The organism is Streptomyces sp. NPDC031225 (genome assembly GCF_055570355.1).
Window position 1 is genome coordinate 90,133 of sequence record NZ_JBVIHJ010000015.1, and the last position, 21,543, is coordinate 111,675.

Consider the following 21,543-nt stretch of genomic DNA (forward strand, 5'->3'; position numbering starts at 1 on the left):
CTTGCTGAAGCGTGAACAGGTTCTGACGCGGACCATTGTGGACTGCGGCACTGACAGTCCGGGCCAGGACCCGGCTGAGCCGCACGGCCCGGCGACCGCACAGCGTCCTGCTCACGGTTGCCCGCAGGCTACGCGATCCGCTGTGGGCGTACGCGCTGCGGGAACTTCACCGAGGGTCCGCACGCTTGCATACAGTGGCAGGACCGGCAGGAAAACCGCGGTTTCAAGGACCGCGAACGCGATCGAAGGGACGTACATGCCCATGGGTCACACGGCCACAGACCAGGCAGGCACCGGGGGCCTGACAGCGACCGAGCACCGCCTGGCCAACGGGCTGCGCGTGGTGCTCTCCGAGGACCACCTGACCCCGGTCGCGGCGGTGTGCCTCTGGTACGACGTCGGTTCGCGCCACGAGGTCAAGGGGCGTACCGGTCTGGCTCACCTCTTCGAGCACCTGATGTTCCAGGGCTCCAAGCAGGTCCACGGCAACGGGCACTTCGAGCTCGTCCAGGGCGCCGGCGGCTCGCTCAACGGCACCACCAGCTTCGAGCGCACCAACTACTTCGAGACCATGCCGACCCACCAGCTGGAGCTCGCCCTCTGGCTGGAGGCCGACCGCATGGGCTCGCTGCTGGCCGCCCTCGACGACGAGTCGATGGAGAACCAGCGCGACGTCGTCAAGAACGAGCGCCGGCAGCGCTACGACAACGTCCCCTACGGCACCGCGTTCGAGAAGCTGACCGCGCTCGCCTACCCGGAGGGCCACCCGTACCACCACACGCCGATCGGCTCGATGGCCGACCTGGACGCGGCCACCCTGGAGGACGCGCGCGCGTTCTTCCGGACGTACTACGCCCCCAACAACGCCGTCCTGTCGGTCGTCGGCGACATCGACCCGGAGCAGACGCTCGCCTGGGTCGAGAAGTACTTCGGCTCCATCCCCTCGCACGACGGCAAGTCCGCTCCGCGTGACGGCTCGCTCCCCGAGATCATCGGCGAGCAGCTGCGCGAGGTCGTCGAGGAGGAGGTTCCCGCGCGCGCGTTGATGGCCGCCTACCGGCTGCCGCACGACGGCACCCGCGAGGCCGACGCGGCGGACCTGGCGCTGACCGTCCTCGGCGGCGGTGAGTCGTCCCGCCTCTACAACCGGCTCGTACGACGCGACCGTACGGCCGTCGCTGCGGGCTTCGGACTGCTGCGCCTGGCGGGTGCGCCCTCCCTTGGCTGGCTCGACGTGAAGACCTCCGGTGACGTCGAGGTGCCGGTCATCGAGGCCGCCATCGACGAGGAACTCGCCCGGTTCGCCGAGGAGGGCCCGACCGACGAGGAGATGGAGCGCGCGCAGGCCCAGTTGGAGCGCGAGTGGCTGGACCGGCTCGGTACCGTGGCGGGCCGCGCCGACGAACTGTGCCGCTACGCCGTCCTGTTCGGCGACCCGCAGCTCGCCCTCACCGCCGTGCAGCGCGTCCTGGAAGTGAGCGCCGAGGACGTCCAGAAGGTCGCCAAGGCCAAGCTGCGCCCCGACAACCGCGCGGTGCTCGTCTACGAGCCGACCGTCGCCGAAGCCCCCGCCGACCAGGACGAGAACGAGGAGGCGGCCAAGTGACCGAGCTCGCCGCGATGGAATTCCACCCTCAGCCGCAGGCGGGTGAGCCCAAGGTCTGGGCCTTCCCCGCTCCTGAGCGCGGGACGCTCGACAACGGTCTCACCGTCCTGCGCTGCCACCGCCCCGGCCAGCAGGTCGTCGCCGTCGAGGTCCTTCTGGACGCTCCTCTGGAGGCCGAACCGGCCGGCCTCGACGGGGTCGGCACGATCATGGCGCGTGCCTTCTCGGAGGGCACCGACAAGCACTCCGCCGAGGAGTTCGCCGCCGAACTGGAGCGCTGCGGCGCCACCCTCGACGCGCACGCCGACCACCCGGGCGTCCGGCTGAGTCTCGAAGTGCCGGCCTCCCGCCTCGCCAAGGCGCTCGGTCTGCTGGCCGACGCCCTCAGGGCGCCCGCCTTCGCGGACAGCGAGATCGAGCGGCTCGTCAACAACCGCCTGGACGAGATCCCGCACGAGCTCGCCAACCCGTCCCGCCGTGCCGCCAAGGAGCTCTCCCGGGAGCTGTTCCCGGCGGACTCGCGCATGTCCCGCCCGCGTCAGGGCACCGAGGAGACGGTCGAGAGCATCGACTCCGCGGCGGTGCGCGGCTTCTACGAGAAGCATGTGCGGCCTGCCACCGCGACCGCCGTGGTCGTCGGCGACCTCACCGGCATCGACCTGGACGAGCTGCTCGGCGACACCCTCGGCTCCTGGACAGGCTCCACGGCCGAGCCGCGGCCCGTGCCGCCGGTGACCGCCGACGACACCGGCCGGGTCGTCATCGTGGACCGCCCCGGCGCCGTCCAGACGCAGCTGCTGATCGGCCGTATCGGCGCCGACCGGCACGCGCGCGTGTGGCCCGCGCAGGTGCTCGGCACGTACTGCCTCGGCGGCACCCTCACCTCCCGGCTGGACCGTGTCCTGCGCGAGGAGAAGGGCTACACCTACGGCGTGCGGTCGTTCGGGCAGGTCCTCAGGTCCGCCCCGGACGGCTCGGGCGCCGCGATGCTCGCCATCAGCGGCTCGGTCGACACCCCGAACACCGGTCCCGCTCTGGAGGACCTGTGGAAGGTGTTGCGCACCCTCGCCGAGGGCGGTCTCACCGATGCCGAGCGCGATGTCGCCGTACAGAACCTCGTCGGCGTGGCACCGCTCAAGTTCGAGACGGCGGCGGCCGTGGCGGGCACCCTGGCCGATCAGGTCGAGCAGCACCTGCCGGACGACTTCCAGGCGACCCTGTACCGGCAGCTCGCCGCGACCGGCACCGTCGAGGCCACCGCGGCCGTGGTGAACGCCTTCCCGGTGGACCGTCTGGTGACGATCCTGGTCGGCGACGCCGCCGCCATCAAGGAGCCCGTCGAGGCCCTCGGCATCGGCGAGGTCAAGGTCGTGTCCGCCGAGTAGAGGGGCCGGCAGAGCAGGCGCCACAAAGGGGCCCTGGTGACGGAAGTGTCACCAGGGCCCTTAGATGTCCGAATTGGGCAGGAGGTTGCCTGTCTGCTGTGTGGGATGCGCTACAAAAACCGTGATCGGTTTGGGGATTGAAAGTCGGCCCGCTTAGCGTCATCCCGGCTGTTCGTCAGGCAGTGCGCCGCGTCCGTGGCACCGGACAGTCATCGCCGAGTCCCCGCATGGCGCGAGCCAGGGGAGCCGGGGACCCACATGCGTTGTCCCTGGGGTGAATCGGACGCCCGCGCGAACAGCGAGGGGGTCCGTAGGAGACCTTCCTGCTCCGAACCCGTCAGCTAACCCGGTAGGCGAGAAGGAAGGAAAGGACCAGCCACTACATGGCGTTCACCTGCGCCGCCGGGAAGCACCGTCGTCCCAGCCGGATGAAGCGCACCACCGCCCGTGCGGCGGGCGTCGCGGCCCTCGCCACCACCGGCGTCATCGGCACCATCGCCACTCCGGCGCTCGCCGCCGGGAACTCCGTCGAACAGACCGGGCTCATGCCCGTCGTCAGTGTCGGCGACTCCCTCGCCGATCAGCTCGACGCCCAGGCCGCCGCCCAGCAGCGGGCCGCCGAGCAGAAGAAGGCGGAGGCCGAGGCCAAGAGGAAGGCCGAGGCGCGGGCCAAGGAGGCACGCGAGGCCAAGGAGCGCGCCGCCCGCGCGGCCGAGCGCGAGCGCCTCAACAGGTTCGTCACCCCGATCTCCGGCTCCTACGTCTCCACCGGCTACAAGACCGGCGGCTCCCTGTGGTCCTCCGGCAGCCACACCGGTGTCGACTTCCACGCCGCGAGCGGCACCTCCGTCCACGCGGTCGGCCGCGGCACGGTCGTGGAGGCAGGCTGGGGCGGGTCGTACGGCAACGAGATCGTGATCAGGATGGCCGACGGCACGTACACCCAGTACGGCCACCTGTCGTCCATCGGCGTCTCGGTCGGCCAGTCGGTCACCCCCGGCCAGCAGATCGGCCTGTCCGGCGCGACCGGGAACGTCACCGGGCCGCACCTGCACTTCGAGGCCCGCACCAGCGCCGAGTACGGCTCGGACATCGACCCCGTCGGCTATCTGCGCTCGCACGGCGTGAGTGTCTGACGACGTACCGCGAGATCTTCTTCGGCCCCGGCTCCTCCGAGCCGGGGTTTCCGCGTTTAGAGTGCCCTGCTGTCCAAAAAATATCCCTGGATTCCGGTCCGCCGTCGGAAATTCGCGCTCATTGCAATAGAGTCACTGAACACACGTCAATCGGCGACGTTTCACGGGGATTAAGACGGAGGTCGGACATGCGTATTCCGGCGCACTCGGTATGCACGGCTATCCGCGACGACATCGTCGCCGGTGTCTACGAGCGCGGCAGCCGGCTCACCGAGGAACTGCTCGCCCGCCGCTACGGCGTCTCCCGCGTCCCCGTCCGCGAGGCCCTGCGCACGCTGGAGGCCGAGGGCTTCGTGGTGACGCGCCGCCACGCGGGCGCGTGCGTGGCCGAACCGACCGACCAGGAGGGCGCCGACCTCTTGGAGATGTGCATGCTGCTGGAGCCGCTCAGCGCCTCCAGGGCCGCCCAGCGGCGCACCGAGGCCCATCTGAAGGTGCTGCGCGGCCTGGTCCGGCTGGGCCAGGAGCGGGCCAGGCGGGGCAACAGTGAGGATCTGCGCTCCCTGGGGGGCTGGTTCCACGAGACGCTCGCCCAGGCCGCCGGAAGCCCTGCCATGACCTCGATGCTGACCCAGCTGCGGCACAAGATCGCCTGGATGTACGTGGTGGACGCGCCCGCCAACCCGGTGGAGTCCTGGGCGGAGCACGGCGCGATCGTGGACGCGGTGGCGCGCGGGGACGGTGAGCGGGCGCGGGCGATCACCGCCCTGCACGCCGAGCGTTCGGGCGCGGTGCACCGTCTGCGGTTCGGCTCCGGCGCCGATCGCCCGGACCGTGTGAGGACCTCGCAACATCCTGTAAACGTGACGGGTCTGCGGCATTAACACGGGCGCCGTATACAAAGAGTGGGTAATTCGCGGGGGGCTATTTCCGCTGCCCGTAAAAGGGAAATGCGAAGGGCCCGCCCGATAATTCGGACGAGCCCTTCGGCGGTGTTTTACGACGCTGTGCCCGAAAGGGCTCAGACGGTCTCGGGAAGCTCCTCGAGCCCCTCGGCGACCAGTTTCGCGAGCCTGTCGAGGGCCGCGTCCGCACCCTCGGCGTCGGAGGCGAGGACGATCTCCTCGCCACCCTGGGCGCCCAGCCCGAGCACGGCCAGCATGGACGCCGCGTTGACGGGGTTGCCGTCGGTCTTGGCGATCGTCACCGGGATACCTGCGGCCGTGGTGGCCCGGACGAAGATGGAAGCGGGGCGGGCGTGGAGACCCTCGGCCCAGCCGACGTTGACGCGGCGCTCAGCCATGTGATGCTGCCCTTCGGTGTTCAGGGTTGTCTAGACCAGTTTCCCACACGTGAAGCGTCTCCGGAGGGGGCTCGTTCGCCCCCTGCGGGGTGAGCGGTCGGACCGCGGCCTCGGCCCGACTTCCGTCCCGGCGATGACAGGCGAGTCCTCGCGGGTTCCCGCGCGTTCTCGCTTCGTTCTCCACAGACTGCCTCGCGCTGTTGTCATACGCGAGCCGTACTCTGGGGCCCATGCAGAGCGCGTCGGACCGGCACGAGTACCCCGCCCACTGGGAGGCCGACGTGGTGCTGCGCGACGGCGGTACCGCGCGCATCAGGCCCATCACCGTCGACGACGCCGATCGCCTGGTCAGCTTCTACGAGCAGGTCTCGGACGAGTCGAAGTACTACCGCTTCTTCGCGCCCTACCCTCGCCTGTCCGCCAAGGACGTCCACCGCTTCACGCACCACGACTTTGTGGACCGGGTGGGTCTCGCCGCCACGGTCGGCGGCGAGTTCATCGCCACCGTACGCTACGACCGCATCGGCGCCGACGGGATGCCCGCCTCCGTCCCCGCCGACGAGGCCGAGGTCGCCTTCCTCGTCCAGGACGCCCACCAGGGGCGCGGTGTGGCCTCCGCCCTCCTCGAACACATCGGTGCCGTCGCCCGCGAGCGCGACATCCGACGCTTCGCCGCCGAGGTGCTGCCCGCCAACGCCAAGATGATCAAGGTGTTCACGGACGCCGGGTACACCCAGAAGCGCAGCTTCGAAGACGGCGTCGTACGCCTGGAGTTCGACCTGGAGCCCACCGACCGCTCGCTCGCCGTGCAGTACGCGCGCGAACAGCGTGCCGAGGCGCGGTCCGTGCAGCGGCTGCTCACCCCCGGCTCCGTCGCCGTCGTCGGCGTCGGCCGCACCCCCGGCGGCGTGGGCCGCAGCGTGCTCGGCAACATCAGGGAGGCCGGGTTCACGGGCCGCCTGTACGCCGTGAACAAGGCCTTCCCCGAGGACTGCAAGGACCTCGACGGGATCCCCGCGCACCGCTCGGTGCGCGACATCGACGGCCCCGTCGACCTCGCGGTCGTCGCCGTTCCCGCCGAGCACGTCCCCGAAGTCGTCGCCGAGTGCGGGGCGCACGGCGTCCAGGGACTCGTCGTGCTCTCCGCCGGGTACGCCGAGAGCGGCCCCGAGGGGCGCGAGCGCCAGCGTGAACTCGTGCGGCACGCACGCGCGTACGGCATGCGCATCATCGGCCCCAACGCCTTCGGGATCATCAACACCTCCCCGGACGTCCGGCTGAACGCCTCGCTGGCCCCCGAGACCCCCCGCCCCGGCCGGATCGGCCTGTTCGCCCAGTCCGGCGCCATCGGCATCGCCCTGCTCTCCCGGCTGCACCGCCGCGGCGGCGGCGTCACCGGCGTGACCGGCGTCTCCACCTTCGTTTCCTCCGGCAACCGCGCGGACGTGTCCGGCAACGACGTCCTCCAGTACTGGTACGACGACCCGGACACCGACGTCGCCCTCATGTACCTGGAGTCCATCGGCAACCCCCGCAAGTTCACCCGCCTCGCCAGGCGAACGGCGGCGGCGAAGCCCCTGGTCGTCGTACAGGGCTCGGGGACCACCCCGCAGGGACACGCCGTCCGGGCTACGCGGCTGCCGCACGCCACGGTGTCCGCGCTGCTCAGGCAGGCCGGGGTGATCCGGGTCGACACCATCACCGAACTGGTGGACACCGGCCTGCTGCTCGCCCGCCAGCCGCTGCCCACCGGACCCAGGGTGGCGATCCTGGGCAACTCCGAGTCGCTGGGGCTGCTGACGTACGACGCGTGCGTGTCGGAGGGCCTCACGCCGGCCCATCCTCTGGACCTGACCACGGCCGCCTCGCCGGAGGACTTCCACTCGGCACTCGCGCGCGCGTTGGCGGACGACGCCTGCGACGCCGTGATCGTGACGGCGATTCCGGCCGTGGGAGAGGGCGTCGCCGGACTCTCCGGCGCCGCGGGACCCACCGGGGACGCGGCACTGGCGGAGGCACTGCGCTCGGCGGCCGAGCGGGTGCCGGGCAAGCCGGTGCTGGTGGTCCACGTCGAACTGGGCGGGCTCGCGGAGGCCCTGTCCGCTGCGGTGAGCACAGCGCCGTCGACGTCGCCCGGAGCCGCGTCACGGAACGACGGCGGGGCCGCGACACCTTCTCCCGCCCCGGCGCCCGGAGCGATCCGCGCCGACCACCCCTTCCGCGCCCTGGACCGCCTGCGGGCCCCGGCCGCCGCCGAGGCGCAGCTCCCCGGCCCCGGGTCCGCCACCGCCCCCCGCCTCATCCCCGCCTACCCCGCCGCCGAACGCGCGGTGCGGGCCCTCGCCGACGCCGTGCAGTACGCCCAGTGGCGCCGGGAGGCCGCCGAGCCCGGCAAGGTGCCCGACTACGAGGACATCGACGAGAAGGGCGCGGCCACCCTCATCGACGGCCTGCTCACGCGCGGGCAGGGCCTCACCCTCGGCACGGAGGAGACCTGCGAGCTGCTCGGCAGATACGGCGTCCAGGTCCACCGCGCCCTGCCCGCCCCCACCCCCGAGGCCGCCGCCGAGGCCGCCCGCACCCTCGGTTACCCGGTCGCCCTCAAGGCCACCGCCCCGCACCTGCGTCACCGCGCCGACCTCGGCGGGGTACGCCTGGACCTCATGGACGAGGAGCAGTTGCGGCGGGGGTACGCCGAGCTGACCGAGCTGTTCGGCACCCCCGACGAACTGCGGCCGGTCGTCCAGGGCATGGCACCGCGCGGGGTGGACACGGTGATCCGGGCCGTCATCGACCCCGCCGCCGGCGCCGTGCTCTCCTTCGGGCTCGCCGGGGCCGCCTCACAGCTGCTCGGGGACACCGCGCACCGGCTGATTCCGGTCACCGACCGGGAGGCGACGACCCTGGTCCGCTCGATCCGGACCGCACCGCTCCTCTTCGGCTGGCGCGGGTCCACGCCGGTCGACACACCCGCCCTGGAGGAGCTCCTGCTGCGGGTGTCCCGGCTGGTCGACGACCATCCCGAGGTCGTCGCGGTCACTCTGGAGCCGGTCGTCGTCGCCCAGCGTGGTCTGAGCGTCCTCGGCGCCTCCGTACGGCTCGCGCCGCCGCCCGCCCGCGACGACCTCGGCCCGCGGACACTCCCCGTGTACTGAGCTGCGGCGAGCGGTGCCTCGCAGCCGGTGCGCCACCGTAGGATGGACGTCATGGCCAAGACCAGTACGACGACCCAGGGGCTGCGTGCGGCGATCGAGCGCAGCGGCTACTACCCGGCCCTCGTGGCCGAGGCGGTGGAGTCCGCCCTGGGCGGCGAGCCCATCCGGTCGTACCTGGTCCACCAGGAGACGACGTTCGACCAGAACGAGGTGCGGCGGCACGTGACCGTGCTCGTCCTCACCGGCAACCGCTTCATCGTCAGCCACACCGACGAGCAGAACGAGGACACCACCTCCCCGACGCCGTACGCCACGACGTCCACGGAGTCCGTGAAGATCGGCCGGATCTCGTCGGTCGTGGTCAGCCGTGTCGTCGCCAACCCGGAGTCGTACCAGCCGGGCACGCTGCCCCGCGAGGTCGTGCTGACGATCGGCTGGGGCGCCGTCTCCCGCATCGACCTGGAGCCCGCCGCCTGCGGCGACCCCAACTGCGAGGCGGACCACGGCTACACCGGCAGCTCCACGGCGGACGACCTCAGCCTGCGCGTCAGCGAGGCCGGGGACGGCCCGGACACCGTGCGTCAGGCGCTCGCCTTCGCGCAGGCCCTCTCCGAGGCGACCGCGGACGTCACCCGCTGATGGCGGCGCAGCCCGCCTCCGCCTGGGACCACCCGGAACCCCTCGCTCTCGACACCGCACCCGTGCCCGAGTACGGCACCGGCTCCCTCGCCGACCTCCTGCCCACCCTGGCCGCCGGCATGGCCGTACCGGGCATGACCGCCGCGATCCCGGAGCTCACGCCCGCCGACCGCAACTGCGTGTTCCTGATCGACGGTCTCGGCTGGGAGCAGCTGAAGGCACACCCGGACGAGGCGCCCTTCATGGCCTCCCTGCTGGGCAGCTCGCGCGGCGGCACCGGCCGCCCCCTGACCACCGGCTACCCGGCGACCACCGCGACCTCCCTCGCCTCGGTCGGCACCGGCCGGCCGCCGGGCGCGCACGGACTGCCCGGGTACACCGTGCGCAACCCCGCCACCGGCGAGCTGATGAACCAGCTGCGCTGGCAGCCGTGGACCAAGCCGCAGGACTGGCAGCCGTACCCCACCGTCTTCCAACTCGCCGACCGGGCGGGCGTGCACGCGGCCCAGGTCTCCTCGCCCACCTTCCAGAACACCCCGCTGACCAAGGTCGCGCTCAGCGGCGGCACGTTCCACGGACGGCTGTCCGGCGAGGACCGCATGGACCTCGCGGCCGAGCAACTGGCCGCAGGCGACCGCTCCCTCGTGTACACCTACTACGCCGAGGTCGACGGCGCGGGCCACCGTTTCGGCGTCGACTCCGACACCTGGCGCGGCCAGTTGATGTACGTCGACCGGCTGGTTCAGCGCCTCGCCGAGCAACTGCCGCCGAACAGCGCGCTCTACGTCACCGCCGATCACGGCATGATCGACATCCCCTTCGACGAGGAGCACCGCATCGACTTCGACGCGGACTGGGAACTGCGCGCAGGAGTCGCCCTGTTGGGCGGCGAGGGCCGGGCCCGCCATGTCTACGCCGTGCCGGGCGCCTCGGGTGACGTCCTGACCTGCTGGCGCGAGGTCCTCGGTGAGCAGTTCTGGATCGCCTCACGGGACGAGGCGATCGCGGCGGGCTGGTTCGGGCCGCCCGACGGCTTCGACGAGCGGGTGTACGGCCGGATCGGTGACGTGGTCGCCGCCGCCCGCGACGACGTCCTCATCGTCGCCTCCGAGCGGGAGCCGAAGGAGTCGGCGATGGTCGGCAACCACGGCTCGATGACCCCTGCCGAGCAGCTGGTCCCGCTGCTCGAAGTACGCTCCTGAAGCCCTCTGTCCCCTTCGCCGAAAGGTGCTCGACTCGCCATGCCCGAGCTGGTGTTCTTCTCCGGAACGATGGACTGCGGGAAGTCCACTCTGGCGTTGCAGATTGCGCACAACCGGTCGGCGAGGGGTCTGCAGGGTCTGATCTTCACCCGCGACGACCGTGCGGGGGAGGGCAAGCTCTCCTCACGGCTCGGGCTGGTGACCGACGCGGTCGAGGCGGTGCCGGGCATGGATCTGTACGCCCATGTCGTCGACCGGGTGTCGCAGGGCGGCAGGGTCGACTACCTGGTCGTGGACGAGGCGCAGTTCCTGGAGCCGGCGCAGATCGACCAACTGGCGCGGGTCGTCGACGACCTGGGCCTGGATGTCTTCGCCTTCGGCATCACCACGGACTTCCGTACGAAGCTCTTCCCCGGCTCGCGGCGGCTGATCGAGCTGGCGGACCGCCTCGAGACGCTTCAGGTGGAGGCGATGTGCTGGTGCGGGGCGCGTGCCACGCACAACGCCCGGACCCTGGGCGGCGAGATGGTGGTGGAGGGCGAGCAGGTCGTCGTCGGTGACGTGAGCGGCTTCCGTGAGGAGGTCGGCTACGAGGTGCTGTGCCGACGGCACCATCGTCGCCGTATGACGAGCGCTTCCGCCCATGCCGGCGCGCTCTCGCCGGACGTGCTGCCGGTGGGCTCCGACTGAGCTCGCTCCGCAGGGTTCCGTCCGGTACGGCTGTCCGCACAGACCGTCGGACCCGCACGTCTGTCCGCACCGGCCGTCGGACTCGCCCGTCTCAGGGCTGCGTCTCCCCGGCCCGGACCAGACCGCTTTCGTAGGCCATGACGACGAGCTGGGCGCGGTCCCGTGCGCCGAGTTTGGCCATGGCCCGGTTGGCGTGGGTCTTGACGGTGACCGGGGTGACGAAGAGGCGTTCGGTGATCTCGCCGTTGGACAGGCCGGTGGCCACCAGGGTCATCACCTCGCGCTCCCGCGGTGTGAGACCGGCGAGCCGGCCGGGGTCCGAGAGCCCCCCGGGGGACGGCTGGGCGAGGAACCGGGCGATCAGTTTCTTCGTCGCGACGGGGGAGAGCAGCGCCTCGTCCGCCGCGACGAGCCTGATGGCGTCGAGGAGTTGGGCGGGTTCGATGCCCTTGCCGGGGAAGCCGCTCGCGCCCGCCCGGAGCGCTTCGACGACGAACTCGTCGACCTCGAACGTGGTGAGGACGAGCACCTTCACTCCGGCCAGGTCCTCGTCCCGGCCGATCAGGCGGGTGGCCTCGATGTCGAGCTCCGGCCTCCGGATGTCCATCACCACGACGTCGGCCCGTTCGGAGCGGGCCAGTCGTAAGGCTTCGTGGCCGTTGGACGCCTCCGCGACGACCTCTATGTCCGGTTGCGCGTCGATGAGCAGGCGGAAGGTACCGCGCAGCAGGGCCTGGTCGTCGGCGAGCAGGACGCGAATCGTCATGAGCGGTGTTCCTTGAGTTCGGCGGGGCCGGTCAGGCGGACGCAGGGGTGAGGGAGAGCGGCAGTTCGGCGACGACCCGGAAGCCGCCCCCGGGCCGTGGCCCGGCGGTGACGGTGCCGCCGACGGCGGTGGCGCGCTCACGCATGCCGATCAGACCGTGTCCGGTACCAGACCCTCGGACCGCGTGCGGCCGGCCGTCGTCCGTGACGGTGACGCGCAGGGTCGTGGCCCCGTGGTCCAGGGCCACCTCGGCGTGGGTCGCGGAGGCGTGCTTGTGGGTGTTGGTGAGGGCTTCCTGGATGATGCGGTAGGCCGTCAGTTCGACGGAGGGCGTCAGGGGCCGGCGGACGCCCGTGCGGGTCACCGTCACGGACAGACCGCCGGTGCGGACACTGCCGAGGGTGTCGAGGTCCGTCAGCCCGGGGAGGGGTGCCCGGGAGTCGGGCGCGTCGTCGGGCCGGCGCAGCAGACCGACGGTGGTCCGCAGTTCGTCGAGGGCGGCGCGGCTGTTGTCCTTGATGTGGGCCAGGGCCTCGTACGCCCGGTCGGGGTCGCTGCGCATCAGGTGGTGGGCCACGCCGGCCTGCGCGTTGACCAGCGTGATGTGGTGGGCGACGACGTCGTGGAGCTCGCGGGCGATGCGGACGCGTTCCTCGGTGACCCGGCGTCGGGCCTCCTCCTCCCGGCTGCGTTCGGCGCTGTCCGCGCGCGCTTCGACCTGCGCGAGGTGCCGTCTACGGCTGCGGACGGCGTCACCCAGGGCGACCGCGGCGATCGCGAAGTCGAACCGCAGCAGGCTGGTCCCCACCAGGAGCGGCTCCTGGTGGGTGGCGGCGTAGACCCCGGTGATCGCGACGGAGGCGACGAGGCCGACGACCCAGGCGGTGCGCCGGGAGCTGCGGGTGGCGAGCGTGTACAGGGCGACGAGGCTCGCCGCCGGAGTCGAGGAGTGCTCCGGGGCCAGGGCCATGCCGGTCAGATCGACCGCCAGCGTGAGGACGACGACGGGCAGGGGCCAACGGCTCCGGAACACGAGGGGGACGCACGACAGTGCCGTCCAGGCCACCCCGGCCGCCCGGGGCGCGTGCCAGCCGGAGTTCCCCCCGGACGTCGCGGCCACGGCGAGGACGATCAGCACCACCGCGGGGAGCCCGTCCCGTATCCGGGCATGACGGGCGAGCCGGCGCCGCATCTCTGTCACCTGTATTTCCACGATGTACGGAGCACGGCCGAGGACGGTCCGGTCCACCCAGCCGCCGACGCGCGGGATGCGGCGAGGCCGCGAGAGGGGACATGGGTGAGCCCTTTCAGCGGTACGTGACACGACCTGGCCGCAACGCCCGGCCCACCCTCACCCTCGCAACCGCGGGGTCTCCCGTCGTCGGCCCTCCGCAGACACTTACGTCTGCTGCGATCGCGGTAGACCGCTCCCGGGACCCGGGACCCGGGACCCGGGACCCGGGACCGCCGGGGGCGCCAAGTCGCCGTCGAGCCTCAGTGCGGGTTCTCGATCAGCGAGAACCGCGCCCCCTCCGGATCGGCCACCGTGGCCACGAGGCCGTGGGGGCTGTCGTGCGGCGGGCACAGGACATGACCGCCGAGATCCACGAGAAGGTGGGCCGCCGCGGCCGCGTCGGCCACCTCGAAGTACGTCATCCAGTGCGGACCGCGGTCGCGGGGGAGGGCGTTGCCGACGCCGTGCAGGCCGGCCACGGGGCGGCCGTCGACGTGCAGCGTGACGTAGTCGAAGTCGGCGGACACCACCGGCTCCTCCTCGTAGCCGAACACCGTCTCGTAGAACTTGGCGACGCCCGCCGTCTCGACGGTGAGCAGTTCGTGCCAGGCGGGGGTGCCCGGTACGCCCGCGACGGACGTGCCGAAATACGCGGCCGTCTGCCACACGCCGAAGACGGCGCCGGACGGGTCGGAGCCGATCACCAGCCGGCCGGCCTCTCCCGCGTCCAGGGGGCCCACCCCCACCGTGCCGCCGCACAGCCTGACCGTCTCCGCCGTCAGATCGATGTCGTCCGAGGCGAGATAGGGGGTCCAGGCGATCGGAAGATGACGGTCGGGCGGCAGTTGACCGATCCCGGCGACCTCCTCGCCGTCGAGCAGGGCCCGGACGTAGGGCCCGAGCTGCTGCGGCCCCGGTACGAACTCCCAGCCGAACAGCGCCCCGTAGAACTCCTGGGTCGCTGCCATGCCGTGCACCATCAGACTCACCCAGCAGGGTGTGCCGGGCGTGTGCCGGGCGGGCGGGGCGGCCGATCCCCTTGCCTCGGTCATCGTCACTCTCTCCTCGGCCCCTCGCGGTGGCCGTGTCGCGTCCGCTGTCCGGACCTCCGTGCCGATGCTCGCACCACCGGCGGTGCCGCGCGCTCCGGGCACGCCGCCGCACAGTTCTCCCGACGCCGGGAATGTCCGGCCCCGGCGCCCGGCGCGGTCGGTACGCCTCGGCCGACCGCGCGTTCGTCTGTCCGTGACCGCGCGCCGCCGACGGATGCCGACCGGCTGTACAGCATGTGCCCGTTCCCGTACGCCTCGTGATCGGGCCTGTCCGGTCGAGCAGAGTAGCCGGACATGGACGACGCGGCCACCTCGTGCGCAAGGATGGTGGCCATGAACGCCATCATCTCCGCATCAGACCTGGCGAGCGGCCTCGCGGGCCCGAACCCGCCCGTCCTGCTCGACGTCCGCTGGCAGTTGAGCATGGCCAAGGCCACCGGAGTGCCGCCCTTCGACGGCCGGGCCGAGTACGCGGCCGGGCACATCCCGGGCGCGGTCTACGTCGACCTGGACCGGGAGCTGGCCGGCCGGGCCGGCACCGGCGGCCGGCACCCGCTGCCCGACCTGGAGGAGTTCGGCGCGGCGATGCGCAGGGCGGGTGTCTCCTCGCGGACACCGGTGGTCGTCTACGACGGCGGACAGGGCTGGGCCGCGGCACGCGCGTGGTGGTTGCTGCGCTGGACGGGTCACCCGGACGTGCGAGTCCTCGACGGCGGGTTGCCGTCCTGGAAGGGACCGCTCCAGTCCTCCGTGCCGGGTACGGCCCTCTCCGAGGGCGACTTCGAGCCGGTGCCCGGCGCGACCGGTCTCCTCGACGCCGACGGGGCCGCGGCGCTGGCCCGCGCGGGAGTGCTGCTGGACGCGCGCGCGGGGGAGCGGTACCGCGGTGAAGTGGAGCCGATCGACCGGGTCGGCGGCCACATCCCGGGCGCCCGTTCCGCGCCCACCACGGACAACGTCGGCCCGGACGGCCGCTTCCTGCCCGCGGAGGAGCTGACCGCCCGCTTCAAGGCCCTCGGCGCCGGCGACGGCACCGAGGTCGGCGTCTACTGCGGGTCCGGTGTCTCCGGTGCCCACGAGGTGCTGGCCCTGGCGGTGGCGGGCATCCCGGCGGCCCTGTACGTGGGTTCCTGGTCGGAGTGGTCCTCGGACCCGGAACGACCGGTCGCCGTGGGCCCCGACCCCCAGTAATCCCCGCACCGTACGACGGAGGGGCCGCACTCACCGAGTGCGGCCCCTCCGTCGTACGGCTGACTACTCCTGCTTCTTCCTGCGCGTCCCGAACACGATCTCGTCCCAGCTCGGGACCGCCGCTCTGCGACCGGGGCGGACGCCGTCGGCCTCCGCCTGGCGGTCGGTCGCGCCGATCAGGCGGTCACGGTGGCTGGCCACCGAGCGCGGCATCAGGACGTCCGCGTAGGCGGAACCGGCCGAGGCCGCGGGAGCGGGCGGCTCCTCCGCCTCGGGCTCCGGGTCGGGCTCCTCGACGATCGCCGTCTCGGACGGCCGCTCCGGTACGACCATGTCGCCCCGGAAGCTCGGCACCGCCTCCAACAGGCTGGTCAGCGAGTCCCGTTCGGCCGCGCCCTCGTCGATCGGATCGGGCGCGGGCAGGCTCGGCCGGTCAAGGGCACGGTCCAGCGGACGGTCGCGCGGCAGCCGTGCGATACGCGGCACGAACGGAAAGCTGGGCTCCGGTGCGCCGAGGTCCTCGGACTCGCCGATCAGCGAGCGAGCCTCCTCGTCGACGGCCTGGACGAGCCGCCGGGGCGGGTCGTAGGTCCAGCTCGCCGAGTGCGGTTCGCCGGCGACGCAGTAGACCAGCAGCACCTCCCAGGTGCCGTCGTCACGGCGCCAGGAGTCCCACTGGACGGTGTCCTTCTCGGCGCCGCGCAGCAACAGCCGCTCCTGCACGGCCTCGCCGAGCTGCGGACCGGCGTTCTCACCGGGCCGACGGACCGGGGTCTTACGGGCTCGTTCGGCCATGAAGGCGCGCTCGGCGAGCACGGGGCCCTCGAAGCGCCGTACACGGTCTACGGGGATACCTGCGAGCTGGGCTACCTCTTCCGCGGTGGCACCGGCGCGTATACGCGCCTGGATGTCGCGGGGACGGAGATGGCTTTCGACCTCGATCTCGATCTGACCGAGGCGGGGACGGTCGCCGCGCACCGCTGCGCGCAGTCGCTCGTCGATCGGAAGCGTGTACTCCGTTGAGTCGGCAGCCTTCAGCACCAGCCGTGTGCCGTCATTCGAGACGGCCACGACACGCAGTTCGGGCATGGGGACCTCCCGGGTGGTGCCTGCCGACGTCACGTGCGTCGCTGCTTCCGCTAGTCGAGTGTGGCCTGCCCGGGTGCAGCCTGCCACAACCTTGCCGAGTTGCCCGGCGTGTCGGGCGCGGGCCCGGGATCGCCGTTATGGCACGGTTATCTATCCGCAACGCTAAGTGACCAACTCCGTAACCCTGTGCAACTGCCCCCCTCCCGACGCCCCTTGAAGGGTGCGGACGCCCTGGCGGGAGACCGAACCCAGGGCTCGCAACAGTACTCCATTTGGGCCACGTGCGTGGATTGGCGCGCCACTCGACTTCTGTCAAAAAACGGTGTCCAGCCGTCCGTTGAGCGGTTTTGGGGATCTTGGACGTGGCGCGGTTCACGGAATCAACAGAAACGGAACGCCCGGGCGGCGAACGTGTTCGCTACGCCCCCAACACCCTCCGCAGGTAGTCGTTCTGGAACCGCCGGTCGGGGTCGAGCCGGTCCCGGAGCGCGGTGAACTCTCCGAAGCGCGGATAGACCTTGTCGAAGTACCCGGCGTCACGCGTGTGCACCTTGCCCCAGTGCGGGCGCCCCTCGTGCGCGGTGAAGATCCGCTCCGCGGCCGTGAAGTAGGCCTGGTACGGCGTTCCCTTGACCATGTGGACGGCGATGTACGCGCTGTCGCGGCCGGACGCGGTGGACAGCGTGATGTCGTCGGCGGGCGCCGTACGCACCTCGACGGGGAAGCTGACCCGGAGCGCGGAGCGGTCCATCATCGTCCGGAGTTCACGCAACGTCTCGACGACGGCCTCACGCGGGACGGCGTACTCCATCTCCACGAACCGCACCCGGCGGGGCGATGTGAAGACTTTGTACGGGATGTCGGTGTAGCTCCGCGCGGACAGCGCCTTGCTGGAGATCCGGGCGATCGAGGGGATCGTGCCCGGTGCCGCGCGGCCGACCCACTGGGCCACCTGGAAGACGCCGTTGGAGAGGAACTCGTCCTCGAACCAGCCCTGGAGCTGCGGCACCGGCTTCTCGGGACCCGCGCTGCGGTTGTTGCGCTTGGTGTTGGTGCTGCCGGTGTGCGGGAACCAGTAGAACTCGAAGTGCTCGTTCTCGGCCCAGAGTTCGTCGAACGTGCTCGTGACCCGGTCGAAGCTCATCGGCTCCTCGCGGGCCGTGAGCAGGAAGATCGGCTCGACGGCGAACGTGATCGCCGTGACGATGCCGAGCGCGCCCAGACCGATCCGGGCGGCCGCGAAGACCTCGGGGTTCTCCTTCTCGGAGCACGTGAGGACCGAGCCGTCGGCGGTGACCAGCTCAAGGCCCTTGATCTGGGCGGCGATCGAGCCCGACTCGCGGCCCGTGCCGTGCGTGCCGGTGCTGGTGGCCCCGGAGACCGTCTGCTCCATGATGTCGCCCATGTTCGTGAGCGACAGACCCTCGCGCGCGAGCGCCATGTTGAGCCTCTTGAGCGGGGTGCCGGCCTCCACCGTGACGGTCATGGCATCCCGGTCAATATGGCGGATGCCGGTCAACAGTTGAGGGCGGATCAACACACCGTCGGTCGCGGCGATCGACGTGAAGGAGTGGCCGGTGCCGACGGCCTTCACCTTCAGACCGTCCTCGCCGGCCTTGCGCACGGCGGCCGCCAGCTCCTCCACCGAGGCAGGCGTGACCTCCCGCGCGGGTCGGGCGGCGACATTGCCTCCCCAGTTACGCCACGTTCCGTTCTTCCCGCTCGCTGTGCTGCTCAACGGTCCCTCCCCGACCCGGTGCCGGTCTGCTGAGCCGGCGGTACCCCAGGAAACCGACCGCGACCGCGACGGCCCCGGACACCGCCGGAACCCCGTACCCGGCCCGCGCACCGGCCGCGTCGATGACCCAGCCGGCGATGGAGGAGCCGAACGCGACCCCGACGGCCAGCCCGGTGCTGATCCAGGTCATGCCCTCGGTCAGTTGCGCGCGTGGTACGTGCTGTTCGATGAGGGACATCGTCGTGATCATCGTCGGAGCGATGGACAGACCCGCAACGAACAGCGCCACGGCCAGAAACGGCAAGTTTCCGACCAGTAGGAGGGGGATCATACTCACGGCCATCGCGCATATGCCCAGCAGCCAGCGGCGTTCGGGCGCTCCCTTGAACCGCAACAGCCCGAAGACCAGGCCCGCGACGCAGGAGCCCGCAGCGTAGAGCGCCAGGACGAGGCTCGCGGCGCCCTTGTGGCCCTGTTCGTCGGCGAAGGCCACGGTGACCACGTCCACCGCCCCGAAGATCGCCCCGGTCGCCACGAAGGTGGCCACCAGGACCTGGAGGCCCGGCGCGCGCAGTGCGGTACGGCTGTCGTGGCCCTCGCGCGGGTGCGGGGCCGGCTCGGTGGCCCGCTGCGCGGTCAGCCAGAAGACGCCGGCGGCGAGGAAGCAGGCGGCGAGCAGCGGACCCGCCTCCGGGAACCAGGCCGTGGACAGACCGATGGAGATGATCGGCCCGAAGATGAAGCAGACCTCGTCGATGACGGACTCGAAGGAGTACGCGGTGTGCAGCTGCGGGGTGTCCCGGTAGAGGGCGGCCCACCGCGCGCGGATCATCGCGCCGACGCTGGGCACGCACCCGATGCCCGCGCTGAAGACGAACAGCGTCCAGTCCGCCCAGCCGTAGTGCGCGGCGAACAGCAGCCCGGCCGCCGCGGCGAGCGAGATCAGCGTCACGGGGCGCAGCACCCGCCGCTGCCCGTGCCGGTCCACCAGCCGGGACACCTGCGGGCCCGCCACCGCGGCGGCCAGCGCGATGGTCGCGGAGAGGGCACCGGCCAGGCCGTAGCGCCCGGTCAGCTGGGAGACCATCGTCACCACGCCGATGCCCATCATCGACAGCGGCATCCGGCCGAGGAACCCCGCGGCGGAGAAGCTCTTGGAACCGGGGGCGGCGAACAGGGCGCTGTACGGGCTGGGCACGGGGGTCTCCGGTCGGACAGGGACAGGTGAGCGAGCCGACGGCGAGGTAAGGCGTCAACGCAGCCTATACAGCTTACGAGTGAGGTGACCCTGACGCACCCGGCCGGACGGCCCGGGAACCCGGGTGTGCACCCCGCCGTTTCCCGGCTGTCAGTACCGGATGACAGGATCGACCCATGCCAGACGCGCTCGACGCCACCCCCTACGACGCCCTGCTCCTGCTCTCGTTCGGAGGCCCCGAGGGCCCCGACGACGTGGTCCCGTTCCTGGAGAACGTGACGCGCGGGCGAGGCATCCCCAAGGAACGCCTGAAGGAAGTCGGCCAGCACTACTTCCTGTTCGGCGGGATCAGCCCCATCAACGACCAGAACCGTGCCCTGCTCGACGCCCTCCGCAAGGACTTCGCGGATCACGGCCTGGATCTGCCGATCTACTGGGGCAACCGCAACTGGGCTCCCTACCTCACGGACACCCTGCGCGAGATCGTCGCGGACGGCCACCGCCGCGTCCTGGTCCTCGCCACCAGCGCCTACGCCTCCTACTCGGGCTGCCGCCAGTACCGCGAGAACCTCGCCGAGTCCCTGGCGGCCCTGGAGGCCGAGGGCCTGGAGCTGCCGAAGATCGACAAGCTGCGGCACTACTTCAACCACCCCGGCTTCCTGGAGCCGATGGTCGACGGTGTCCTGGAGTCCCTCGCGGAGCTTGCGGAGGACGTCCGCGACGGTGCCCACCTCGCCTTCTCGACCCACTCGATCCCGACCGCGTCCGCGGACACCTCGGGACCGGTCGAAGGCCACGGCGAGGGCGGCGCCTACGTCGCGCAGCACCTGGAGGTCTCCCGGCTGATCGCCGACGCCGTCCGCGAGCGCACCGGCGTCGACCACCCCTGGCAGCTCGTCTACCAGTCGCGTTCCGGGGCGCCGCACATCCCGTGGCTGGAGCCCGACATCTGCGACCACCTGGAGGAGCGCCACGCGTCCGGCGCCCCGGCCGTGGTGATCGCACCCATCGGCTTCGTCTCCGACCACATGGAGGTCCTCTACGACCTCGACACCGAGGCCAAGGACAAGGCGCAGGAGCTCGGCCTGCCGATGCGCCGCTCGGCCACCGTCGGCGACGACCCGCGGTTCGCCGCGGCGATCCGCGACCTGGTCCTGGAGCGCGCCGCGGTCGAGCGCGGTCAGGAGGTCACGCCCTGTGCCCTGGGCGCGCTCGGCGCCGACCACAACCTGTGCCCGGTCGGCTGCTGCCCGGCCCGCGCCGCCAAGCCCGCCGCCGCGGGTGTCGACAGCCCGTACGCGTGAGGAGCGCCGTGACCGACCCCCTGCACGCCGAACTGCTGGAGCTGGCCCAGGAGGCGGCCCGTCGGGCGGGCACCCTGCTGCGGGACGGCCGCCCGGCCGACCTGGAGGTCGCCCGGACCAAGTCCAGCCCCATCGACGTGGTGACCGAGATGGACATCGCGGCCGAGAAGCTGATCACGGACCTGCTCTCGGAGCACCGCCCGGACGACGGCCTCCTCGGTGAGGAGGGCGCCGCCACCGAGGGCACGAGCGGCGTCCGCTGGGTGATCGATCCCCTCGACGGCACGGTCAACTACCTCTACGGACTGCCGACTTGGGCCGTCTCCATCGCGGCCGAGCAGGACGGCGAGACCGTCGTCGGGGTCGTCGCGGCGCCGATGCGCGGGGAGACGTACCACGCGGTCCGCGGCGAGGGTGCCTGGGCCACGGGTGCCTGGGCGGGCGAGCGCAGGCTGACCTGCCGTCCGGCGCCGCCCCTGGAGCAGGCGCTGGTCTCGACGGGCTTCAACTACGTGACCGAGGTCCGCGTCCACCAGGCCGAGGTGGCCCGGAAACTGATCCCGCTCGTGCGTGACATCCGGCGCGCGGGCTCGGCGGCGGTCGACCTGTGCGATCTGGCCGCCGGCCGCCTCGACGGCTACTACGAGCGCGGCCTGAACGCCTGGGACTACGGAGCGGGTGACCTCATCGCCCGGGAAGCGGGCGCCCTGACCGGTGGACGCCCCGGAGAAGGACCGAACCCCGCCCTCACCGTCGCCGGTACCCCGGGCGTCTTCGAGCCCCTCCAGCGGCTCCTGGAGGACTTCGGGGCCTGGCACGACTGACAGGCCGACTCCGTACGAACACGAGGTGAAC

General features: G+C 71.7%; 18 protein-coding genes and 1 riboswitch. Of the genes, 11 read left to right on the forward strand and 7 right to left on the reverse strand.

From position 1 onward, the window contains the following. The first annotated feature begins 262 nt into the window (after positions 1-262). From ACZ48Z_RS25115 to ACZ48Z_RS25130, 4 genes are all read left to right on the forward strand, one after another. Entirely contained in the window at positions 263-1,606 is a 1,344-nt protein-coding gene (locus ACZ48Z_RS25115) for a M16 family metallopeptidase (protein WP_468738253.1), read from the forward strand. After that, a complete protein-coding gene (locus ACZ48Z_RS25120) occupies positions 1,603-2,991 on the forward strand; it encodes a M16 family metallopeptidase (RefSeq protein ID WP_468738119.1) in 1,389 nt (462 codons plus the stop codon). The genes ACZ48Z_RS25115 and ACZ48Z_RS25120 overlap by 4 nt, the downstream gene beginning before the upstream one ends. A 203-nt stretch (positions 2,992-3,194) precedes the next feature. After that, a riboswitch (cyclic di-AMP (ydaO/yuaA leader) is annotated at positions 3,195-3,361 on the forward strand. Positions 3,362-3,374: 13 nt separating this feature from the next. Continuing rightward, a complete protein-coding gene (locus tag ACZ48Z_RS25125) occupies positions 3,375-4,127 on the forward strand; it encodes a M23 family metallopeptidase (RefSeq protein ID WP_468738120.1) in 753 nt (250 codons plus the stop codon). A 188-nt stretch (positions 4,128-4,315) separates the two neighbouring features. After that, the gene (locus ACZ48Z_RS25130; protein ID WP_468738121.1) at positions 4,316-5,011 is read left to right on the forward strand and encodes a GntR family transcriptional regulator; all 696 of its coding nucleotides are present in this window, start codon (positions 4,316-4,318) and stop codon (positions 5,009-5,011) included. A gap of 137 nt (positions 5,012-5,148) precedes the next feature. On the opposite strand, the gene ACZ48Z_RS25135 is transcribed toward ACZ48Z_RS25130, so the two are convergent. Further along, positions 5,149-5,430 carry an HPr family phosphocarrier protein gene (locus tag ACZ48Z_RS25135; RefSeq protein ID WP_468738122.1) on the reverse strand — a complete coding sequence of 94 codons (282 nt, stop codon included), beginning with the start codon at positions 5,428-5,430 and terminating at the stop codon, positions 5,149-5,151. A 230-nt stretch (positions 5,431-5,660) separates the two neighbouring features. Here ACZ48Z_RS25135 and ACZ48Z_RS25140 point away from each other — a divergent pair, with 230 nt between their 5' ends. The 4 genes from ACZ48Z_RS25140 to ACZ48Z_RS25155 are packed head-to-tail and all read left to right on the forward strand — an operon-like array spanning position 5,661 to position 11,116. Then, a complete protein-coding gene (locus ACZ48Z_RS25140; protein WP_468738123.1) occupies positions 5,661-8,585 on the forward strand; it encodes a bifunctional acetate--CoA ligase family protein/GNAT family N-acetyltransferase in 2,925 nt (974 codons plus the stop codon). 42 nt (positions 8,586-8,627) lie between these two features. Then, positions 8,628-9,224, forward strand: a complete 597-nt coding sequence (locus ACZ48Z_RS25145) for a DUF5998 family protein (protein WP_468738254.1) — start codon at positions 8,628-8,630, stop codon at positions 9,222-9,224. After that, positions 9,224-10,426 (forward strand): alkaline phosphatase family protein, encoded by a 1,203-nt coding sequence (locus tag ACZ48Z_RS25150; RefSeq protein WP_468738124.1) that lies wholly within the window; start codon positions 9,224-9,226, stop codon positions 10,424-10,426. Before ACZ48Z_RS25145 ends, ACZ48Z_RS25150 begins: the two co-directional genes overlap by 1 nt. A gap of 39 nt (positions 10,427-10,465) precedes the next feature. Continuing rightward, complete coding sequence (locus ACZ48Z_RS25155; RefSeq protein WP_468738125.1) at positions 10,466-11,116, forward strand: thymidine kinase; 651 nt, start codon at positions 10,466-10,468, stop codon at positions 11,114-11,116. A 91-nt stretch (positions 11,117-11,207) separates the two neighbouring features. On the opposite strand, the gene ACZ48Z_RS25160 is transcribed toward ACZ48Z_RS25155, so the two are convergent. The 3 genes from ACZ48Z_RS25160 to ACZ48Z_RS25170 all read right to left on the reverse strand — a co-directional run bounded on the left by ACZ48Z_RS25160 (position 11,208) and on the right by ACZ48Z_RS25170 (position 14,168). Further along, positions 11,208-11,882 carry a LuxR C-terminal-related transcriptional regulator gene (locus ACZ48Z_RS25160; protein ID WP_468738126.1) on the reverse strand — a complete coding sequence of 225 codons (675 nt, stop codon included), beginning with the start codon at positions 11,880-11,882 and terminating at the stop codon, positions 11,208-11,210. Positions 11,883-11,913: 31 nt separating this feature from the next. After that, positions 11,914-13,074, reverse strand: a complete 1,161-nt coding sequence (locus tag ACZ48Z_RS25165; RefSeq protein ID WP_468738255.1) for a sensor histidine kinase — start codon at positions 13,072-13,074, stop codon at positions 11,914-11,916. 302 nt (positions 13,075-13,376) lie between these two features. After that, the gene (locus ACZ48Z_RS25170; RefSeq protein ID WP_468738127.1) at positions 13,377-14,168 is read right to left on the reverse strand and encodes a VOC family protein; all 792 of its coding nucleotides are present in this window, start codon (positions 14,166-14,168) and stop codon (positions 13,377-13,379) included. 324 nt (positions 14,169-14,492) lie between these two features. Here ACZ48Z_RS25170 and ACZ48Z_RS25175 point away from each other — a divergent pair, with 324 nt between their 5' ends. Further along, a complete protein-coding gene (locus ACZ48Z_RS25175) occupies positions 14,493-15,359 on the forward strand; it encodes a sulfurtransferase (RefSeq protein WP_468738256.1) in 867 nt (288 codons plus the stop codon). A 63-nt stretch (positions 15,360-15,422) separates the two neighbouring features. Here the strand turns inward: ACZ48Z_RS25175 and sepH are convergent, their stop codons facing one another. The 3 genes from sepH to ACZ48Z_RS25190 all read right to left on the reverse strand — a co-directional run bounded on the left by sepH (position 15,423) and on the right by ACZ48Z_RS25190 (position 19,384). Then, positions 15,423-16,448 carry a septation protein SepH gene (gene sepH / locus ACZ48Z_RS25180; RefSeq protein WP_468738128.1) on the reverse strand — a complete coding sequence of 342 codons (1,026 nt, stop codon included), beginning with the start codon at positions 16,446-16,448 and terminating at the stop codon, positions 15,423-15,425. Positions 16,449-16,866: 418 nt separating this feature from the next. After that, positions 16,867-18,186, reverse strand: coding sequence for a D-arabinono-1,4-lactone oxidase (locus ACZ48Z_RS25185; protein WP_468738129.1), 1,320 nt, complete (start codon positions 18,184-18,186; stop codon positions 16,867-16,869). Further along, positions 18,146-19,384, reverse strand: a complete 1,239-nt coding sequence (locus ACZ48Z_RS25190) for an MFS transporter (protein ID WP_468738130.1) — start codon at positions 19,382-19,384, stop codon at positions 18,146-18,148. The genes ACZ48Z_RS25185 and ACZ48Z_RS25190 overlap by 41 nt, the downstream gene beginning before the upstream one ends. A gap of 176 nt (positions 19,385-19,560) precedes the next feature. Here ACZ48Z_RS25190 and ACZ48Z_RS25195 point away from each other — a divergent pair, with 176 nt between their 5' ends. Both ACZ48Z_RS25195 and ACZ48Z_RS25200 read left to right on the forward strand, forming a co-directional pair. Then, positions 19,561-20,688 carry a ferrochelatase gene (locus ACZ48Z_RS25195; RefSeq protein ID WP_468738131.1) on the forward strand — a complete coding sequence of 376 codons (1,128 nt, stop codon included), beginning with the start codon at positions 19,561-19,563 and terminating at the stop codon, positions 20,686-20,688. Positions 20,689-20,696: 8 nt separating this feature from the next. Continuing rightward, positions 20,697-21,512 (forward strand): inositol monophosphatase family protein, encoded by an 816-nt coding sequence (locus tag ACZ48Z_RS25200; RefSeq protein WP_468738132.1) that lies wholly within the window; start codon positions 20,697-20,699, stop codon positions 21,510-21,512. Positions 21,513-21,543 lie beyond the last annotated feature (31 nt).